The organism is Pseudomonas gingeri, from assembly GCF_013385425.1.
In the GTDB taxonomy this organism is placed as follows: domain Bacteria; phylum Pseudomonadota; class Gammaproteobacteria; order Pseudomonadales; family Pseudomonadaceae; genus Aquipseudomonas; species Aquipseudomonas gingeri_D.
Genome location: NZ_JACAQA010000003.1, coordinates 310634 through 326158, shown reverse-complemented (window position 1 = coordinate 326158; position 15525 = coordinate 310634). Strand labels below are relative to the sequence as shown.

Below are 15525 nucleotides of genomic sequence, written 5' to 3'. Positions count from 1 at the left end.
GGATCAATTACAGGATTCCGGCCTGGGTCATCAACTCAACCGCTTTCTTGCTGTCGAGTTTCGAGGCATCGACCTTGGGTGCGTCGAGGTCCTTGAGCGGCACCAGTTTCGCATTGGATTCGGCACCCACGCCCACCGCGTATTCAAACGAGTTGCCGTTCTTGAGAACCGCCTGGCCATCTTTGCCGGTGATCCACTTGAGGAAGGCCTGGGCCTCTTCCGGGTGTTTGCTCGACTTCAACACACCACCGCCGGAGGTGCTGACAAAAGCGCCCGGATCCTGGTGCTTGAAGTAGTGCAGCGAGGTGTTCTTGCTGTTCTCGCCGGTCTTGGCCTGGTCGCCGAAGCTGTAGTAGTGGTAGATCACACCGCTTTCGACTTGCCCGGCATTGACCGCCTTGAGCACCGCGCTGTTGCCGCGATAGATCGATGCGTTGGTCTTCATTGCCTTGAGCCAGTCCAGGGTCGCGGCTTCGCCCTTGAGTTCCAGTACGGCGGCGACGATGGCCTGGAAGTCGGCACCGGCCGGCGAGGCGGCCCAACGACCTTTCCACTCAGGCGAGGCGAGGTCGAGCAGGGACTTGGGCAGTTGGGCTTCGGTCAGCTTGCTCTTGTTGTAGACGAACACGGTGGAGCGGGCGGCGATGCCGACCCAGTTGCCGTGGGCCGGACGGTAGGCTGCACCGATCTGTTCCAGAGTGGTCGGGGCCACGGGTGCGAACAGTTTGGCATTGTCCACCAGGACCATGGCCGGGGAGTTCTCGGTCAGGAACACGTCGGCTGGCGACTTGTCGCCTTCCTGGACGATCTGGTTGCCCATCTCGGTGTCGTCGCCATTACGCAGGGTCACCTTGATCCCGGTTTCCTTGGTGAAACCATCGACCCAGGCCTTGGTCAGGCTTTCGTGCTGGGCGTTGTAGACCACGATGCCGTCGGCGCTTGGGGCCGCATAGGCGTGGCCGGCGCTGAGCATGGCGGTGGTCAGAAAGGCGGTTTTCAGAAACGAAGGCAGACGGGGAATCATTGCGTGGGTAGCTCCTGCAGTCTTTTAGTAGTCGAGGTGGCTGGCGATTTTCGGCGCATCTACACCCGGTTCGCCGGCCCAGTTAAACAATGGGAATCATTCGCATGTTTGTCTGGGGCGGCAATTTAGAGGGTGAAATGAGAAAAAAACGTCAAAACCAGCATGACTCTCAAACAAATCTTAATCAATGTCGTTCGTATTTTGACTAAGGTAACGACGCAGATTGTGCCATGAATGCTTCGTCATCGGTGAGTCTTGTCGTGCCTAAGGCTTGATGGGTAGGGAGAAGCGAATCACCAGCCGGGCAAAGAACGCGCCGGTGAAGATCACCGCCAGCAGGCGCAAGGTCTGCATCGCCAGGACCAGGCCGACATCCGAATGGGTGTCGACTGCGATGATCGCCATGGTGTCGAGCCCGCCGGGGCTGGTGGCCAGGTAGACCGAGAGGAAGTCCAGGCCGAGCCACTTCGCCAGGACCCAGGCCGAGGCGGCGCACAAGGCGATCAGGCTGATGGCGCTGAGGATCATGGCCGGCAGGTGTTTCCAGACATAGAGCACGGTGGGGCGGTCGAAACGCAGGCCGACGTAGCAGCCGATGGCGCCGTAGGCGATTGCCAGCAGCCAGGCGGGCAGGGTGATATGCAGCAGCCCGGACAGTTGCAGGACGGCACCGATCAGCAGCGGTACCAGCAGGGCGCCCGCCGGTACGCGCGCGCCCAGCACCACGCCGAACACCACGGTGATCAGCGTCAGCCCCAGGTTGAGCAGGTTGAAGCCATGCAGCGCGGCATCGGCGGCATGGGATTCGCTGCCGTTGACCGGTGCTTCGAGCATATGGCTGACCAGCGCCCCGATCATGACCACGCAGACCACCCGCACATACTGCATGGTTGCCACGACCCGCCCGTCGGCGCCGAAATCATCGGCCATGGCGACCATGGCCGATGCCGCTCCAGGGGAGGTGCCCCAGGCGGCGGTGCTGGCCTGGATCCCGCCGAAACGCACCATCGCCAGGCCCACCATGGCGCTCAGGCCCACCGTCAGTACCGTGGCGAACAGCATCAGGTGCCAGGAGTCGGCCATTGACGTCAGTACCGCCAGGGTTATGGAGTGGGCGGCGAGCAGGCCGATGCAACCCTGGCCCAGGCGGAACGCCTGGCGGTGAACACGGATGCTGGCGCCACTGACGCCAAAGGCGATTGCCACCAGCATCGGACCGATAAATTGCCCGGCGGGCAACTCGGCGTACTTGAGCAGTTGTCCGCTGCCGCCGGCCAGCAACAGCAGGGCCAGCCATTGCAACGAGCGCGGCCAGGTGGTCAGGGAAAGCCGGGAGGATGAGGATGATAATGTGGTCAAGAGCACTCTCCAAAGCGCTGGACGCTCCTGTTGCAGGGCGTTGAAAGCGGCGCAGTGGGTAAATTATTGATAGCCTGATCGATCAAGTCTAGTTTCTAATTGTGATGAAACGATAACTTTGGTTGATTGAAATGGACCTGCGGGATCTCACCTATTTTGAAACCATTGCCGAGCTGGGTCATCTGGGCCGCGCGGCGCAGAAGCTCAATCGCAGCCAGCCGGCGCTGACCAAGAGCATCCAACGGCTGGAGGAATCGTTCGGCACCAAGCTGTTCGAGCGCGAGGGCCGACGGATCAAGCTGACGCCGGTCGGCGAGTTATTGCAGCAGCGCGGTCGGCAGTTGCAGCAGAGCATTGCCGAGACCCACCGTGAAATACGCGATTTCGCCAGTGGCGTGCTGGGCAATATCCGCCTGGGCTGCGCGTCGAGCATGGCCGAATACCTGCTGCCGCAACTGACTGCGGCCTTGCTGGAGCGGGCGCCGGAGATCACTTTGAGCCTGGCGATCGGCCAGGACGATATGTTGCGCGAATCCCTGCGTTCCGGCCGCCTGGACATGGTGATCTGCCCGCTGTTCGACGATGACCCCCAGCTGTTGTCGCATCCGCTGTTCGATGACGAAGCGGTGGTGGTTGCCAGTCGCAATCACCCGATCTTCGACGCGCCGATTCGCCTGAGCGAGCTGGGGCGTTATCGTTGGGTGCTGCCTGCATCGGGTGTTTCATCCCGCCGCTGGATCGACAATGTGTTCCTGGCTCACGATCTGCCGCTGCCCTCGGTGCAGATCGAGACCAACACCATTTCGCTGCTACCGCGGCTTATCGGCCAGACCCGCCTGTTGAGTTTCCTGGCGCGGGAAACCCTGGAGGATGTGAAGGGCGCGACGCACCTGCGGGAAGTGCGGCTCAAGGAAACCACCATGAAGCGTACCTTGGTGGTGTCGGTGCGTGCTGGCGCCTACTTGTCGCCAGCGGCGCAGACCATGCTCGACCTGCTAAAACGCGATGGCCGGGCGTTTTTCAGCGCACGGCGAGCCGTTAACGCTGCTCGACCCGATTGAGAAAGCGCCGGGTGCGTTCGTTGTCCGGCTCCACCAGGATCTGCCGGGGCGTGCCGTCGGCGACAATGCGCCCGGCTTCCATGAACAGCACCCGGTCGGCAATGTCCTGGGCGAACTTCATTTCGTGGGTCACCAGCAGCATGGTCACCTGTTGCTCATGGGCAATCGTGCGAATCACCTCCAGCACTTCGCCCACCAGTTCCGGGTCGAGGGCCGAGGTCACCTCGTCGAACAGCATCACCTTCGGACGCATCGCCAGGGCCCGGGCGATGGCCACCCGTTGCTGTTGGCCGCCGGACAGCTGGGCGGGATAGGCATCGGCCTTGTGGCTCAGGCCGACCATCGCCAGATAGGCCTGGGCGCGGTCCAGGGCTTCTTCGCGACTGACCTTGAGCACCTGCAACGGCGCCTCGGTGATGTTTTCCCGCACGGTCAGGTGCGGGAACAGGTTGAACTGCTGGAAGACCATGCCGACCCGATGCTCCACCGGGGCTTTTTTCGTGCCGGGCCAGCGCCAGCCGCCGCCCTTGGCGCTGACCGCCACGCCGTCGACCTCGATGCGGCCCTGCTCGTAGCTTTCCAGGCCCTTGATCAAGCGCAATACGGTGGATTTCCCCGAACCGCTGGGGCCGATCAGCGCGACTTTCTGCCCTTGGGGAATGCTCAGGTCGAGGTGGTCGATGACCCGGGTCGCGCCGAAGTGCTTGACCACCTGGGTGAGGCGGATCTGTGCCGGCGCCGTGGCCGCGAGGTGTGCAACGTCAGACATGGCTGCGCCTTTCCAGGAACTTGAACAACAGGGAAGTCGGCACACTGATGATCAGGAACAGCACGGCCATCAGCGTATAGGGTTCGGTGTAGCGATAGCTCATCCCGGCCACCTGCTTGGCGGCCTGGAACAGCTCCGGAATGGTGATCACCGCCAGCAGCGGAGTTTCCTTGAACATGCCGATCAGGTAGTTGCCCAGCACCGGTAGCATGGGTTTCAGGGCCTGGGGCAGGATGATTCGGCGCCAGGTGGTGGCCGTGTCGAAGTCCAGCGCCCGGGCGGCTTGCCACTGGCCCGCCGGTACCCCGTCGATGGCGCCGCGATAGGCCTCGGCGATATAGGCGCTGTAGTAGAGCCCGAGGCCGATCACCCCTGTGGAGATCGCCGGCAGGGTAATCCCGGCCGAGGGCAGGGCAAAGAACAGCACATAGAGCTGGACCATCAGCGGCGTGTTGCGAAAAAAGCTCAGATAGCCCTGGCAGCCGCGCCGTATTGCGCTGACCGATGAGCGTTGGGCAATCGCCAGGATCAGCCCGAGCAGTACCGCCAGGAGGAAACCGAGCACCACCACCTGCACGGTGACCAGCAGGCCGCGCAGCAGGTCGGGCAGGATCGACCAGGCAAACTCGAAGTCGAATTCCATGGTTACTCCCGGCGCCAGGCCGAACTGTGATGTTCATAACGCCGCACCAACCAGGTCAGCGGCCAGGCCATGACGAAGTAGCAGACCAGCACGATGCTCCAGATCAGCGTCTGTTGCCCCAGCGTGGTCACCAGCTGATTGCCGGAAAAGGTCAGGTCGCTCAAGGTGATCAACGACACCAGCGAAGTGGTTTTCATCAACTCGACCAATTGGTTGCCCAGTGGCGGCAGCATAAAGGGCAGGGCCTGGGGCAGGATGATCCGCCGAAAGGCCGCCAGCGGCCCGAAGTCCAGTGCGCGCAAGGCATCACGTTGCCCGGCGCTGACATTCACCAGCGCCGCGCGGACGATCTCCGAGCCGTAGGCCGAGAAAGTCAGGCCCAGGCCGATCACCCCGGTGGTCATCGGCGACAGGCTGATACCGAACAGCGGCAGGATAAAGAACAGGTAGAACAGCAGCACCAGGGCCGAAATGCCGCGCAGCAGCTCGACATAGGCGGTGGCGAACCAGCGCAGCGCGCGCCAGGGCGACAGGCGCATCAGCGCGATCACCAGCGACAGCACCAGTACCAGCAGTTCCGCGAGGAAGGTGATCTGCACGGTCACCCACGCGCCATGGGCCAACTGGCGCGCGATGAACAGGGCCGTTTCCACGGCTGGGGTATCGAGGGACATGGCCTGTACTCGTGTGGGTTTGAGGCCGTTTCAGCGTCTGGTTACTGGCTGCAACGTTGGGCGGCGGTGACGTCCAGGTCGGGCAGCTCGTTTTCGGTGTAGTCGTATTTCTGCAGGATCTTCAGCAACTCACCGGAGGCCCGCAGCTTGGCCAACTGTTCGTTGAAGGCCTGGGTAAAGGCCGGATCGTTTTTCGGCAGGCCATAGGATTGGTAGTTCCAGCTTGGCTTGCCCTGGGCATCGGGGATCTGCGCGAAAGGCAGGGCGCGTTCGATAGCTGGGTTGGCGGCTTTCTTGAGCAGGCCGATGATTTCCGCGTCGGGGAAATACACCACGTCGATACGTCCGGCCTCGAGGGCGGAGAGGGCTTCGGTGTCCTTGTCGAACAGCACCAGATTGGCCGCTGGAACGCCGCTGTCGCGGGCTTCCTGGACCTGGTTGGTGCCGGCCTGGGTGGCCAGGCGTGCCTGGCCGTTGTTGGCGACATCCTTGAGGCTGTGCAGGTTCAGAGGGTTGCCGGCCTTGACGATAAAGGCGCCGCCGGAGCGGGTGATCGGGTTGGAGAAACCGATGACCTTGCAGCGATTGGCGTTGATGAACAGGCCTTCGCCGATCAGATCGAAACGCTTGGCGGTGACACCGGGGACCAGGGAACCGAAGTCGGTGATCGGGGTTTCCAGCTTGTGGATGCCCAGCGGTTCGAGAATCGCCTTGAGCACATCGACATAGGCACCGGTGACCTTGCCGTCGGTGCCGATGTAGGCGTACGGCTGCTCATTGGCGATACCGGCGCTGAGACCTTGGCTACGACCCTTTTCCAGCAGGCCCGCGGCCAGGGCCGAGGAGGACGGGGCTAGGTTCAACAGCACGCTGGCGCACAGCGCGGCCTGCAACGACAGGGACTTGATAGCGTTCATGGAGGACCTGGAGAGAATGGAAAGGGGTGCCAGACAGTTAAGCCGAATACATGACCCGTAGGAGCCGGCTTGCTGGCGAAGAGTCCGTGAGGACGCTAAAAGCTTCGCGGGCAAGCCCTGCTCCTACAGGTTAGGTGGCATTTTTGAGATCCCATTTCCTTAACTGACTGGCACCGGCGACAAGTCCACTTATCGCCAGTCCAGCCTGGCCCGAGGGGGTGTTCAGCCTCGACTGACAGAATCTGAAGTGATTTTATCGATATAAGTGAAAAGTTTTAAATATCGTTAAGTGATAAGTATATGTTGTTTGCCGAGGGTAACGCCGACCGTTGGCGTTACCCTCGGTCCGGGCTCACAGCGGTCGCACGGGAATGCACAGGTCACAGTCGAGGGTGCCGGCTACCGGGTCGTAATGGGCGTCCTTCGGATAACGTTCGAACGGCGGCCCGCTGCCGAACTGCATCCCGCTGCGGGGCAGCCAGTCACCGCAGAGTTCGGTCCAGGCATCCGGGAACTCCCGGACGTGGCCGCTGAACCGGGCGACGGCATAACGCCCGCCCGGCATGGTGGTCAGGGTGGCCTCGCCGCTGCCGGTGAAATCGTCCGGTACCTGCACGCAGGCGTCATAACGGCATTTGGCCGCGGGAGTGATCTGCGGGTCATCGAGGCCGATTCCGAAACGCACTTCGCCCATCAGGCCGTTGCGCTCCATCCAGGGGGCGAACACCTCGCGCCAGAACGTACCGATGCCCAGGCCATAGGGGCCGGTATAACGCATATAGGCGATGCGGGTCGGGGGGATCTCTTCAATCGTGACGTCCATCGTCATGTCCTTCGGGGTGTGGGAGAGGCCATGGTCGGATAGAAGCAGGGCGTTTGCCTGATCAGGATTGCGAAATGACGCCCGGCGTTTTTCACGAATCTCATTCAGGCGCTGTTCCCAGCGTGCGGGTTCGAGCTGGCGCCAAGCGCTGGGCGTGACATTGAAATGCTGCTTGAACGCCCGGGAAAAGGCCTCGCCGGAACCGAAGCCGACCTCCAGCGCGATCTCCAGGACTGTGGCGTCGGGGCGCTCGGCCAGTTGCAGGGCGGCACAACCGAGCCGCCGCCGGCGCAGGTAATCGCCGAGGGTTTCACCGACCCAGGCGCTGAACAGGCGATGGAAGTGAAAGGGCGAGAAGCAGGCGATTTCCGCCAGTTCGGCCAACTCCAGCGGTTGGTCCAGATGCTGGTCGATATGCTCTAGGACCCGGTTCATACGGCGGGTGTACTCCAGCAGGCTCTGGTAGGCGACGCTCATCGGTTCCCAGCTCCCGCCTTCGGTACGTCAAAGGCAATCAACATGTTGTTTTCTCGTCTCCCATAAAGCAGGTGATATTCGCGCTGTAGACGGTCTGGAGTAGGACCAATCTGTAAACGCTGAAGGGCTTTTTGTAAACACTCTTCAGGGGCTTTATCGCCGTGAAAACCTCCCCCATGTTCCTTCGTACTGCAAACCAGTACGAAGGAACATGGGTTTGAAATGGAGCAATGATTTTTTCGAGAAAGGCGACAAAAAAGACTGCCTCTTCTGTCGGCCCGGCCAGCCATGCTCCTGGTGCAAGGAGCCTGACTGGCGGACCGAAAGCTGGGGCTGCTTCGGTGGTGTCGAACAGAAAGACCCCGCCCCGGCGCCTCCGGAGATCCCCCTCAAGAAGGATCCATGGTCGCAGCCGAAACCGTCACAAGGCGCGATCTTTGCCAAGTCCTGTGACCCCGCAAACTGGTGCTGTACGGAGGCGGGCACGGCTACGGAACCGGCCTCCCATTTCGGCAAGGTCATGGTGTCGAAAACCAAGGCGATTCCCGCCGGAGCCGCCGTGCTTGGTGCCACGTTGGGAGCCGATGCGGCCCTGGGGCGAATCGCCGGAGGCGGCATCGTCCAGCAGGGTTTCCGCTGGATGTTGCGTAGCGCCATGGTGGCCGGTGGTGGTGCCACGGTCTTTATTGCCGGCATGCTCCCCGCCCGTATGGGGGACGGCACCTTGTACAGCGACGACGAACTGCGCCAGATGGCGGCGGCGGCCTCCCGTGTGCGTTTCCAGTTTCGTCATGACGCCGAAGGGGCGTTGCAGCTCTACGGTATTCACACCGAGGCTTCCGGGGAGGACAGCGTCCGTATTGTCAAAGCCCAATGGAGGGCCGACGGCCGCACGCTGGAAGCCCATCTGGGCGACGGCATCACCCTGCTCTGGACGCCCAACGGTGGCCCGCTGCTCACCCCCGAACTGACTTTCCCGGAACACACGGATCAGCCGATGGGCAGCATCCTTGTGCATCCCATCGAGGAAGGGGTGGATTCACAGATCGACGGTTATCCGGTCGCTGACGACGTTACCCTTGGTGATCGGATCATTACGTTTCCGCTCGACTCCGGGCTGAAGTCGATTTATGTGGTGTATTCGAAGCCATTTGGAGGGGATCATTCGTACTACCCAGCGCCTAAAGGGCTGATGGCTTTTCCGGATGCCAAAGTGACACCCCGTAAAACATCCGTACGAGGTGGTGGTCATCTACGCAAACGTTGGAAAACCAAGGACGGCACTATTTTTGAGTGGGACAGCCAGCATGGTGCAGTCGAGAAGTACAACAGACGCGGAAAACACCTGGGAGAGTTCAATTCGGAAACAGGTGAGCAGACAAAACCAGCCGACAAAACACGTGAGGTAGAGCCTTGAGATACATAATCGAAGCATTCGATAAAGAAACCGAGTTGCTGGCCTTTGAAATTGAGCTTCCTGAGGACTGCGAGGAGCAATTGTCAGCAGTCATGGCGTGGTCTGCTCCTCAACGTGGGGATGAAGGCTACGATCTTAGTGCCTCACAGTTGGAGGCTGTTGAAGCGTTGGCTGGTAGAAAACTTTACGACCAACGCTATATTTTCCAACTGACCTGTAATGCCTATTGAACTGTCCTTCAAATCTCTCAGCCCTTGCCCTCGGTACGCCCACTACTGACTTCCGCGGGCACATCGTCGCCGGCCATACGCTTGCGGAACAACCCTGTGCGGGCCAGCAGCAAGGTGGTCACCGGGACGGTGATCGACAACAGGATCGGAATCAGCCAGGCGTGGATCACCGGCTCCGACTTGAGTGCCGAAAAGTACAGGATCGAGGCCAGCGCCACGCACCAGGCGCCAAGGGTCGAGGCCAGTGCCGGCGGGTGCATGCGCTGGAAGAAGTCCTTCATGCGCAACAGGCCGATGGCGCCACACAGGGCGAGCAGGCTGGCGGCCACCAGCAGAAAGGCCACCGGAATTTCGATCCAGAGGGATAACGGGTTCATTCGATCACCTCGCCACGCAGAAGGAATTTGGCCAGGGCAAACGAGCCGACAAAGCCGAACAGGGCAATCAGCAGCGCCGCTTCGAAGTAGGTATCACTGGCGTAGCGGATGCCCAGTACCAGCATCATCAGCATGGCAATCAGGTACAGGTAGTCCAGGGCCAGGACCCGGTCTTGCGCCGACGGGCCCTTGAACAGCCGGACCACGGTCAGCACCAGCGCCACGCTGAAGATGAACAGGCTCAGCAGGATCGCATTGGCGAGCAGTGCGCTCATTCGAAGATCTCCATCAGAGGACGTTCGTAAGTCGTCTTGAAGTGCTGGATAAAACCGCTTTCGTCGTCCAGGTCGAAAACGTGCAGTAGCAGGACGCTGCGGTCCAGGGCCAGTTCCGACCAGACGGTGCCGGGAACCACCGTGCAGATCATCGACAGCACGGCCAGGCCGTTGGCATCGCGCAGGTCCAGGGGCACCTTGACGAAGGCCGAACGCGGCGCGCGGCGTCCGGCGTTGAGCACGCCCCAGGCAACGGCGAGGTTGGACAGCACCACGTCGGCACCGACCCGAAAAAACAGGCGCAGCATCACCCCGGGGCGACGGATACGGATCGGCCGCGGGCGCAAGGGCGCCATCATCACCGGAGCGAAGACGCCGAGGGCCGCACCCAGCAGCAGGTTACCCGGGCTGACCGACAGGTTCAGCACCAGCCACAACAGCCACAGCGCCAGGGACAGCCACGGCGCGGGGAACAGGCGTTTCATGGCTGTACCTCCACGGCGGTGGTCGGGTTCGGCACCGGGCGAGCGGCCTGCACGGCGCTGATGTACTGTCCGGGGTTGTCGAGGGAGTCAGCCGCCGCCTGGGTGTAGCGCAACAGCGGCTCGGCCTTGACGGTCAGCAGGATGCACAGGCCCAGCAGGGCAAAGATGGGCAGGCATTCGAAACGCCGTAGCGCTGGCGACGGACGCTCCTGGGGTGTCCAGAAACGCGAGATGCCCATGCGCGAGAAAGCCAGCAGCGAAGCGAGCCCGGACAGCACCAGCAAGGCCAGCAGGCCCCAGGCCGCCAGGGAGATCGGCGCATCGATGCCCAACCCTTTCGGATTGAGCAAGGCGCTGAGCAAGGCCAGCTTGCCGATAAAGCCGGACAGCGGCGGCATGCCGATGATCAGCAGGGCGCAGGCGATAAAGCTCAAGCCGAGGAAGGCCATGGTCCAGGGAATGACCTGGCCGACCACGGCTTTCTGTTCATCGTCCAGGTTGGTGCCGGGCCTTGGGTGCAAGGACTCCAGCCGCCGGGGCAGCGGGTCGATGTCCTCTTCCAGCGGTAGTTCGTTGGCCGAACGTGAGCGTTCGATCAGTTCGGCCAGCAGGAACAGCGCACTCAGGGCCAGGGTCGAGCTGACCAGGTAGAACAGCGCGCCGGCCGTGAGGTTCGGTTGGGCGAAACCGATGGCCGAGAGCAGGATCCCCGCCGAGACCAGGATACTCAGGCTGGCCATGCGTTCCAGGCGCTGGGCGGCGAGGATTGCCACGGCGGCGCAGGCGATGGTCGCCATGCCGCCGTAGATCAGCCAGTCACCGCCAAAATGCGCCGAGGCACCGGCCTCGCCGGAAAACAGCAAGGTCCACAGCCGCAGCAGCGTGTAGATCCCGACCTTGGTCATGATCGCGAACATCGCCGCCACCGGGGCGCTGGCCGAGGAGTAGGCGGGCACCAGCCAGAAGTTCAGCGGCCACATCCCGGCCTTGGCCAGGAAGGCCACGGCGAGAATCGCCGCGCCCGCATGCAGCAGCCCGCGATCGGCTTCCGGCACCAGCGGGATCTTCAGCGCCAGGTCGGCGAAGTTCAGGGTGCCGGTAACGCCATAGATCAGCGCCGCGCCGATCAGGAACAACGACGAGGCCAGCAGGTTGATCGCGATGTAGTGCAAGCCCGCCGACACCCGCGAGCGCCCCGAACCGTGCAGGACCAGGCCATAGGAAGCGGCCAGCAGGACTTCGAAGAACACGAACAGGTTGAACAGGTCGGCGGTCAGGAAAGCGCCGTAAAGGCCCATCAACTGGATCTGGAACAACGCGTGGAAGCTGGCGCCGGCACGGTCCCAACGGGCCATGGCGAACAGCAGCGCGCTGACGCCGATGATCCCGGTCAGCACCAGCATCAACGCAGAGAGACGGTCGACCACCAGCACGATGCCAAATGGCACCTGCCAATTGCTCGGCAGGTAGACGCCGATGGAGCCGGTTTCGCCGGCCTGGGTGCCGATCAGCAAGAGTACCGAGATGCCCAGGCCGATCAGGCTCGAGCCCAGGTTGAGGCGGGCCTTGAGCGGCCGGTGCTTCTCGCCGAGCATCAGCATCAGCGCCGCCGTGAGCAGCGGCAGCAGGATCGGGGCGATGATCAGGTGCGACATCGGGTTCATTCCTTGGGCTCCCGGCCATCGACATGGTCGGTACCGGTCAGGCCGCGCGAGGCCAGCAGCACCACCAGGAACAGCGCGGTCATGGCGAAGCTGATCACAATGGCGGTGAGCACCAGGGCCTGGGGCAGCGGGTCGGTGTAGTTGAGCAGGTCCTGGGGCACGCCGTCCTTGATGATCGGCTCCTTGCCGATAAACAGGCTGCCCATGCTGAAGATAAACAGGTTGACCCCGTAGGACAGCAGGCAGAGGCCCATCACCACCTGGAAGGTCCGTGGACGCAGCATCAGCCAGACCCCGGAGGCCGCGAGCACGCCAATGGCAATTGCAATGACTTCTTCCATCAGGCGGCTCCTGGCTTGGGTTGGGCGCCGAGTTGCTGGCTCGGCCGATGGGCGCGGACCGACTGGTGCGCCAGGGCGGTGAGGATCAGCAGGGTCGAACCGACCACCACCGCGTACACGCCGATATCGAAGAACAACGCGCTGGCGACATGGATATCCCCCAGCAACGGCAGATGCAGGTGGGCGGTGTGGGTGGTCAGGAACGGATAACCGAAAGCCATCGCCCCCAGGCCCGTGACCGTGGCGAACAGCAGGCCGGTGCCCATCCAGCGCAACGGCCGCAGGCTCATCTGTGCTTCAACCCACTGGGTGCCGGCGACCATGTATTGCAGGATAAACGCCACCGACATCACCAGCCCGGCGACAAAACCGCCACCCGGCTGGTTATGCCCGCGCATAAACAGGTACATCGAGACCACGAAGGCGATCGGCAGCAGCAGGCGCACCAGCACCGCCGGCACCATCATGAAGCCCAGGGCGGTGTCGCTGGCGCTGCGCGGGTTGACCAGATCGGTGGCCACGTCCGGGGCCAGTTGGCGCTGCTGGTTGGGTAGTTCGAGGCTTTCCTTCGGCGGACGGAAGCGGCGCAGCAGGGCGAACACGGTCAGGGCGGTGGCCATCAGCACGGTGATTTCACCGAGGGTGTCGAAGCCACGGAAGTCCACCAGCATCACGTTCACCACGTTACTGCCGCCCCCTTCGGGCAGGGCACGACTGAGGTAGAACGAGGAGATATCGTTGGGCGTCTGGCGGGTCAGCATGGCGTAGGACAGCAGGGCCATACCGCCGCCGACCCCGACCGACAACAGCAGGTCGCGCAGGCGGCGAATCCGCGCCTTGCGCAGGCTGCTCGGCAGCGGCGAGACCTCTTCGATACGCCGTGGCAGCCAGCGCAGGCCCAGCAGGATCAGCACCGTGGTCACCACTTCCACCACCAGTTGGGTCAGGGCCAGGTCCGGCGCGGAGAACCAGACAAAGGTGATGCAGGTCATCAGGCCGCAGACGCTGACCATGATCATGGCCGCCAGCCGGTGGTACTTGGCTTGCCAGGCGGCGCCCAGGGCGCAGGCGATGGCCAGCAACCAGAGGGTGACGAAGACAATGGAGCCGGGGATCTTCGGCCGGTCGCCCCAGGACAGGCTGCTGTGCAGCATCGGGATCAGGCCGGCAACCACCGCCGCCAGCACCAGCAGGAACAACTGGGTTTGCAGGCGCTGGGTGCTGACCCGGCGCTCGATGCGCCGGGCGTAGCGCATGATGGTCACCAGGCAGCGCTCGAACAGGCGCTTGCCGTTGAGGCGACCGATCAGCGGCGGACGACTGAAACGGCCACGCTTGAGTTGCTTGCGTAGCAGCAGATAGAGCAGCACGCCGCCGGACATGGCGATCAGGCTCATGATCATCGGCGCATTCAGGCCGTGCCAGATCGCCAGGCTGTACTCGGGCAAGACCCCGCCGACCACCGGCAGGGCCGCGGTGGCGAGGATTGAACCGACCACCTGGGCCGGGAAAATCCCCACCAGCAGGCAGGTGAACACCAGCAGTTCCACCGGCGCGCGCATCCAGCGCGGCGGCTCGTGAGGCGTGTGGGGCAGGTCGGTGGCCTTGGGACCGAAGAACACATCGACGGTAAAGCGCAGCGAGTAGGCGACGCTGAAGGTGCCGGCGAGGGTGGCAATCACCGGCAGGGCCGTTTCGACCCAGGCCGTGGAATTGATGAACACCGTTTCGGCGAAGAACATTTCCTTGGAGAGGAAGCCGTTGAGCAGCGGCACCCCGGCCATGGAGGCACTGGCGACCATCGCCAGGGTCGCGGTGAACGGAATCAGCTTGATCAGGCCGCTGAGCTTGCGGATATCGCGGGTGCCGCTTTCATGGTCGATGATGCCGGCGGCCATGAACAGCGAGGCCTTGAAGGTCGCATGGTTGAGAATGTGGAACACCGCGGCCACGGCGGCCAGTGGGCTGTTCAGGCCCAGCAGCAGGGTGATCAGGCCCAGGTGGCTGATGGTGGAGTAGGCCAGCAGGCCCTTGAGGTCGTTCTGGAACATGGCGCAGTAGGCGCCGAGCATCAGGGTTGCGGCGCCGGCACCGCCGACAATCCAGAACCACTCGTCGCTGCCGGAGAGCGACGGCCACAGTCGGGCGAGGAGAAACACCCCGGCCTTGACCATGGTCGCCGAGTGCAGATAGGCCGAAACCGGAGTCGGCGCGGCCATGGCGTGGGGCAGCCAGAAGTGGAATGGGAACTGCGCGCTCTTGCTCAGGGCGCCGATCAGGATTAGTGGCAGTAGGACCGGGTACAGGACGTGGGCACGGATTTTATCGCCGGCCGCCAACACAGTGTCCAGGTCATAGCTGCCGACCACATGGCCGAGAATCAATACCCCCGCCAGCAGGCACAGACCGCCGGCGCCGGTAACCGTCAGCGCCATATAGGCACCGCGACGGGCATCACTGCGGTGGTGCCAATAGCCGATCAGCAGGAAGGAGAACAGGCTGGTCAGTTCCCAGAAGAACACGATCTGGATCAGGTTGCCGGACAGCACCAGGCCGAGCATGGCGCCCATAAAGGCCAGGAAAAAGGCGAAAAAGCGCGGCACCGGATCTTCCGGCGACATGTAGTAGCGAGCGTACAGCGACACCAGGGTACCGATGCCCAGCACCAGCATGGAGAACAACCAGGCGAAGCCATCCAGGCGCAGGACGAAGTTCAGCCCCAGGCTGGGCAGCCAATTGATGGTTTCGTGAATCACACCGCCGTGGGCGATCTGCGGGTAGAGCAGCGCCATCTGCAGGGTGCCGACCAGGGCGATGACACCGGCCAGGATGGATTCACTGTTGCGGGCGTTATGCGGCAGCAGGGCCGCCAGACAGCTGCCGATAAAAGGCAGAAGCAGTAGAACTATCAGGGACATAGGCTTCTAATCTGCAGGAGTTTGCGAAGGATCATACGTGGCGCGCCGGAGATCACCAACCCAGAACCTGT

General features: G+C 62.7%; 16 protein-coding genes. 3 read left to right on the top strand and 13 right to left on the bottom strand.

The genetic code is table 11. The features are described from left to right. Positions 1-7: 7 nt before the first annotated feature. Both HX830_RS04125 and HX830_RS04120 read right to left on the bottom strand, forming a co-directional pair. Positions 8-1024 carry an iron ABC transporter substrate-binding protein gene (locus HX830_RS04125; protein ID WP_152739743.1) on the bottom strand — a complete coding sequence of 339 codons (1017 nt, stop codon included), beginning with the start codon at positions 1022-1024 and terminating at the stop codon, positions 8-10. A 264-nt stretch (positions 1025-1288) separates the two neighbouring features. After that, positions 1289-2383, bottom strand: a complete 1095-nt coding sequence (locus tag HX830_RS04120; RefSeq protein ID WP_103499621.1) for an AbrB family transcriptional regulator — start codon at positions 2381-2383, stop codon at positions 1289-1291. A 131-nt stretch (positions 2384-2514) separates the two neighbouring features. Here HX830_RS04120 and HX830_RS04115 point away from each other — a divergent pair, with 131 nt between their 5' ends. After that, entirely contained in the window at positions 2515-3444 is a 930-nt protein-coding gene (locus tag HX830_RS04115) for a LysR family transcriptional regulator (protein WP_103499620.1), read from the top strand. Here HX830_RS04115 and HX830_RS04110 read toward each other — a convergent pair. The 5 genes from HX830_RS04110 to HX830_RS04090 form a co-directional block, all read right to left on the bottom strand. After that, positions 3422-4213, bottom strand: coding sequence for an amino acid ABC transporter ATP-binding protein (locus HX830_RS04110; protein WP_177099051.1), 792 nt, complete (start codon positions 4211-4213; stop codon positions 3422-3424). The two genes, HX830_RS04115 and HX830_RS04110, sit on opposite strands and share 23 nt — an antisense overlap. Beyond that, entirely contained in the window at positions 4206-4856 is a 651-nt protein-coding gene (gene ehuD / locus HX830_RS04105; RefSeq protein ID WP_177099050.1) for an ectoine/hydroxyectoine ABC transporter permease subunit EhuD, read from the bottom strand. The genes HX830_RS04110 and ehuD overlap by 8 nt, the downstream gene beginning before the upstream one ends. 2 nt (positions 4857-4858) lie before the next feature. Beyond that, entirely contained in the window at positions 4859-5530 is a 672-nt protein-coding gene (ehuC, locus tag HX830_RS04100; protein ID WP_103499617.1) for an ectoine/hydroxyectoine ABC transporter permease subunit EhuC, read from the bottom strand. A gap of 41 nt (positions 5531-5571) precedes the next feature. Beyond that, complete coding sequence (ehuB, locus tag HX830_RS04095) at positions 5572-6447, bottom strand: ectoine/hydroxyectoine ABC transporter substrate-binding protein EhuB (RefSeq protein WP_177099049.1); 876 nt, start codon at positions 6445-6447, stop codon at positions 5572-5574. Between the two features lie 352 nt (positions 6448-6799). After that, a complete protein-coding gene (locus HX830_RS04090) occupies positions 6800-7747 on the bottom strand; it encodes an AraC family transcriptional regulator (protein WP_177099048.1) in 948 nt (315 codons plus the stop codon). Between the two features lie 217 nt (positions 7748-7964). Here HX830_RS04090 and HX830_RS04085 point away from each other — a divergent pair, with 217 nt between their 5' ends. After that, positions 7965-9164: a colicin E3/pyocin S6 family cytotoxin gene (locus tag HX830_RS04085; RefSeq protein ID WP_256145108.1), complete on the top strand. Its 1200-nt coding sequence runs from the start codon at positions 7965-7967 to the stop codon at positions 9162-9164. Continuing rightward, positions 9161-9394 (top strand): DUF7683 domain-containing protein, encoded by a 234-nt coding sequence (locus tag HX830_RS04080; protein ID WP_177099046.1) that lies wholly within the window; start codon positions 9161-9163, stop codon positions 9392-9394. Before HX830_RS04085 ends, HX830_RS04080 begins: the two co-directional genes overlap by 4 nt. Before the next feature lie 17 nt (positions 9395-9411). Here the strand turns inward: HX830_RS04080 and HX830_RS04075 are convergent, their stop codons facing one another. From HX830_RS04075 to HX830_RS04050, 6 genes are read right to left on the bottom strand one after another with little or no spacing between them, the layout of a single operon-like run. Further along, positions 9412-9771, bottom strand: a complete 360-nt coding sequence (locus tag HX830_RS04075) for a Na+/H+ antiporter subunit G (protein ID WP_177099045.1) — start codon at positions 9769-9771, stop codon at positions 9412-9414. Further along, positions 9768-10046: a K+/H+ antiporter subunit F gene (locus HX830_RS04070; protein WP_100943305.1), complete on the bottom strand. Its 279-nt coding sequence runs from the start codon at positions 10044-10046 to the stop codon at positions 9768-9770. Before HX830_RS04070 ends, HX830_RS04075 begins: the two co-directional genes overlap by 4 nt. Further along, entirely contained in the window at positions 10043-10531 is a 489-nt protein-coding gene (locus HX830_RS04065) for a Na+/H+ antiporter subunit E (protein ID WP_177099044.1), read from the bottom strand. Before HX830_RS04065 ends, HX830_RS04070 begins: the two co-directional genes overlap by 4 nt. Further along, a complete protein-coding gene (locus tag HX830_RS04060) occupies positions 10528-12195 on the bottom strand; it encodes a monovalent cation/H+ antiporter subunit D (RefSeq protein ID WP_177099043.1) in 1668 nt (555 codons plus the stop codon). Before HX830_RS04060 ends, HX830_RS04065 begins: the two co-directional genes overlap by 4 nt. Further along, positions 12192-12536: a Na+/H+ antiporter subunit C gene (locus HX830_RS04055; RefSeq protein WP_177099042.1), complete on the bottom strand. Its 345-nt coding sequence runs from the start codon at positions 12534-12536 to the stop codon at positions 12192-12194. The genes HX830_RS04060 and HX830_RS04055 overlap by 4 nt, the downstream gene beginning before the upstream one ends. Next, positions 12536-15454 carry a monovalent cation/H+ antiporter subunit A gene (locus tag HX830_RS04050; protein WP_177099041.1) on the bottom strand — a complete coding sequence of 973 codons (2919 nt, stop codon included), beginning with the start codon at positions 15452-15454 and terminating at the stop codon, positions 12536-12538. Before HX830_RS04050 ends, HX830_RS04055 begins: the two co-directional genes overlap by 1 nt. Positions 15455-15525: the final 71 nt, after the last annotated feature.

Coding starts and splice junctions, on each gene's coding strand:
- HX830_RS04125 (WP_152739743.1), bottom strand. CDS start 1,024: ATGATTCCCCGTCTGCCTTCGTTTCTGAAAACCGCCTTTCTGACCACC.
- HX830_RS04115 (WP_103499620.1), top strand. CDS start 2,515: ATGGACCTGCGGGATCTCACCTATTTTGAAACCATTGCCGAGCTGGGT.
- HX830_RS04110 (WP_177099051.1), bottom strand. CDS start 4,213: ATGTCTGACGTTGCACACCTCGCGGCCACGGCGCCGGCACAGATCCGC.
- ehuD (WP_177099050.1), bottom strand. CDS start 4,856: ATGGAATTCGACTTCGAGTTTGCCTGGTCGATCCTGCCCGACCTGCTG.
- ehuC (WP_103499617.1), bottom strand. CDS start 5,530: ATGTCCCTCGATACCCCAGCCGTGGAAACGGCCCTGTTCATCGCGCGC.
- ehuB (WP_177099049.1), bottom strand. CDS start 6,447: ATGAACGCTATCAAGTCCCTGTCGTTGCAGGCCGCGCTGTGCGCCAGC.
- HX830_RS04090 (WP_177099048.1), bottom strand. CDS start 7,747: ATGAGCGTCGCCTACCAGAGCCTGCTGGAGTACACCCGCCGTATGAAC.
- HX830_RS04075 (WP_177099045.1), bottom strand. CDS start 9,771: ATGAACCCGTTATCCCTCTGGATCGAAATTCCGGTGGCCTTTCTGCTG.
- HX830_RS04070 (WP_100943305.1), bottom strand. CDS start 10,046: ATGAGCGCACTGCTCGCCAATGCGATCCTGCTGAGCCTGTTCATCTTC.
- HX830_RS04065 (WP_177099044.1), bottom strand. CDS start 10,531: ATGAAACGCCTGTTCCCCGCGCCGTGGCTGTCCCTGGCGCTGTGGCTG.
- HX830_RS04060 (WP_177099043.1), bottom strand. CDS start 12,195: ATGAACCCGATGTCGCACCTGATCATCGCCCCGATCCTGCTGCCGCTG.
- HX830_RS04055 (WP_177099042.1), bottom strand. CDS start 12,536: ATGGAAGAAGTCATTGCAATTGCCATTGGCGTGCTCGCGGCCTCCGGG.
- HX830_RS04050 (WP_177099041.1), bottom strand. CDS start 15,454: ATGTCCCTGATAGTTCTACTGCTTCTGCCTTTTATCGGCAGCTGTCTG.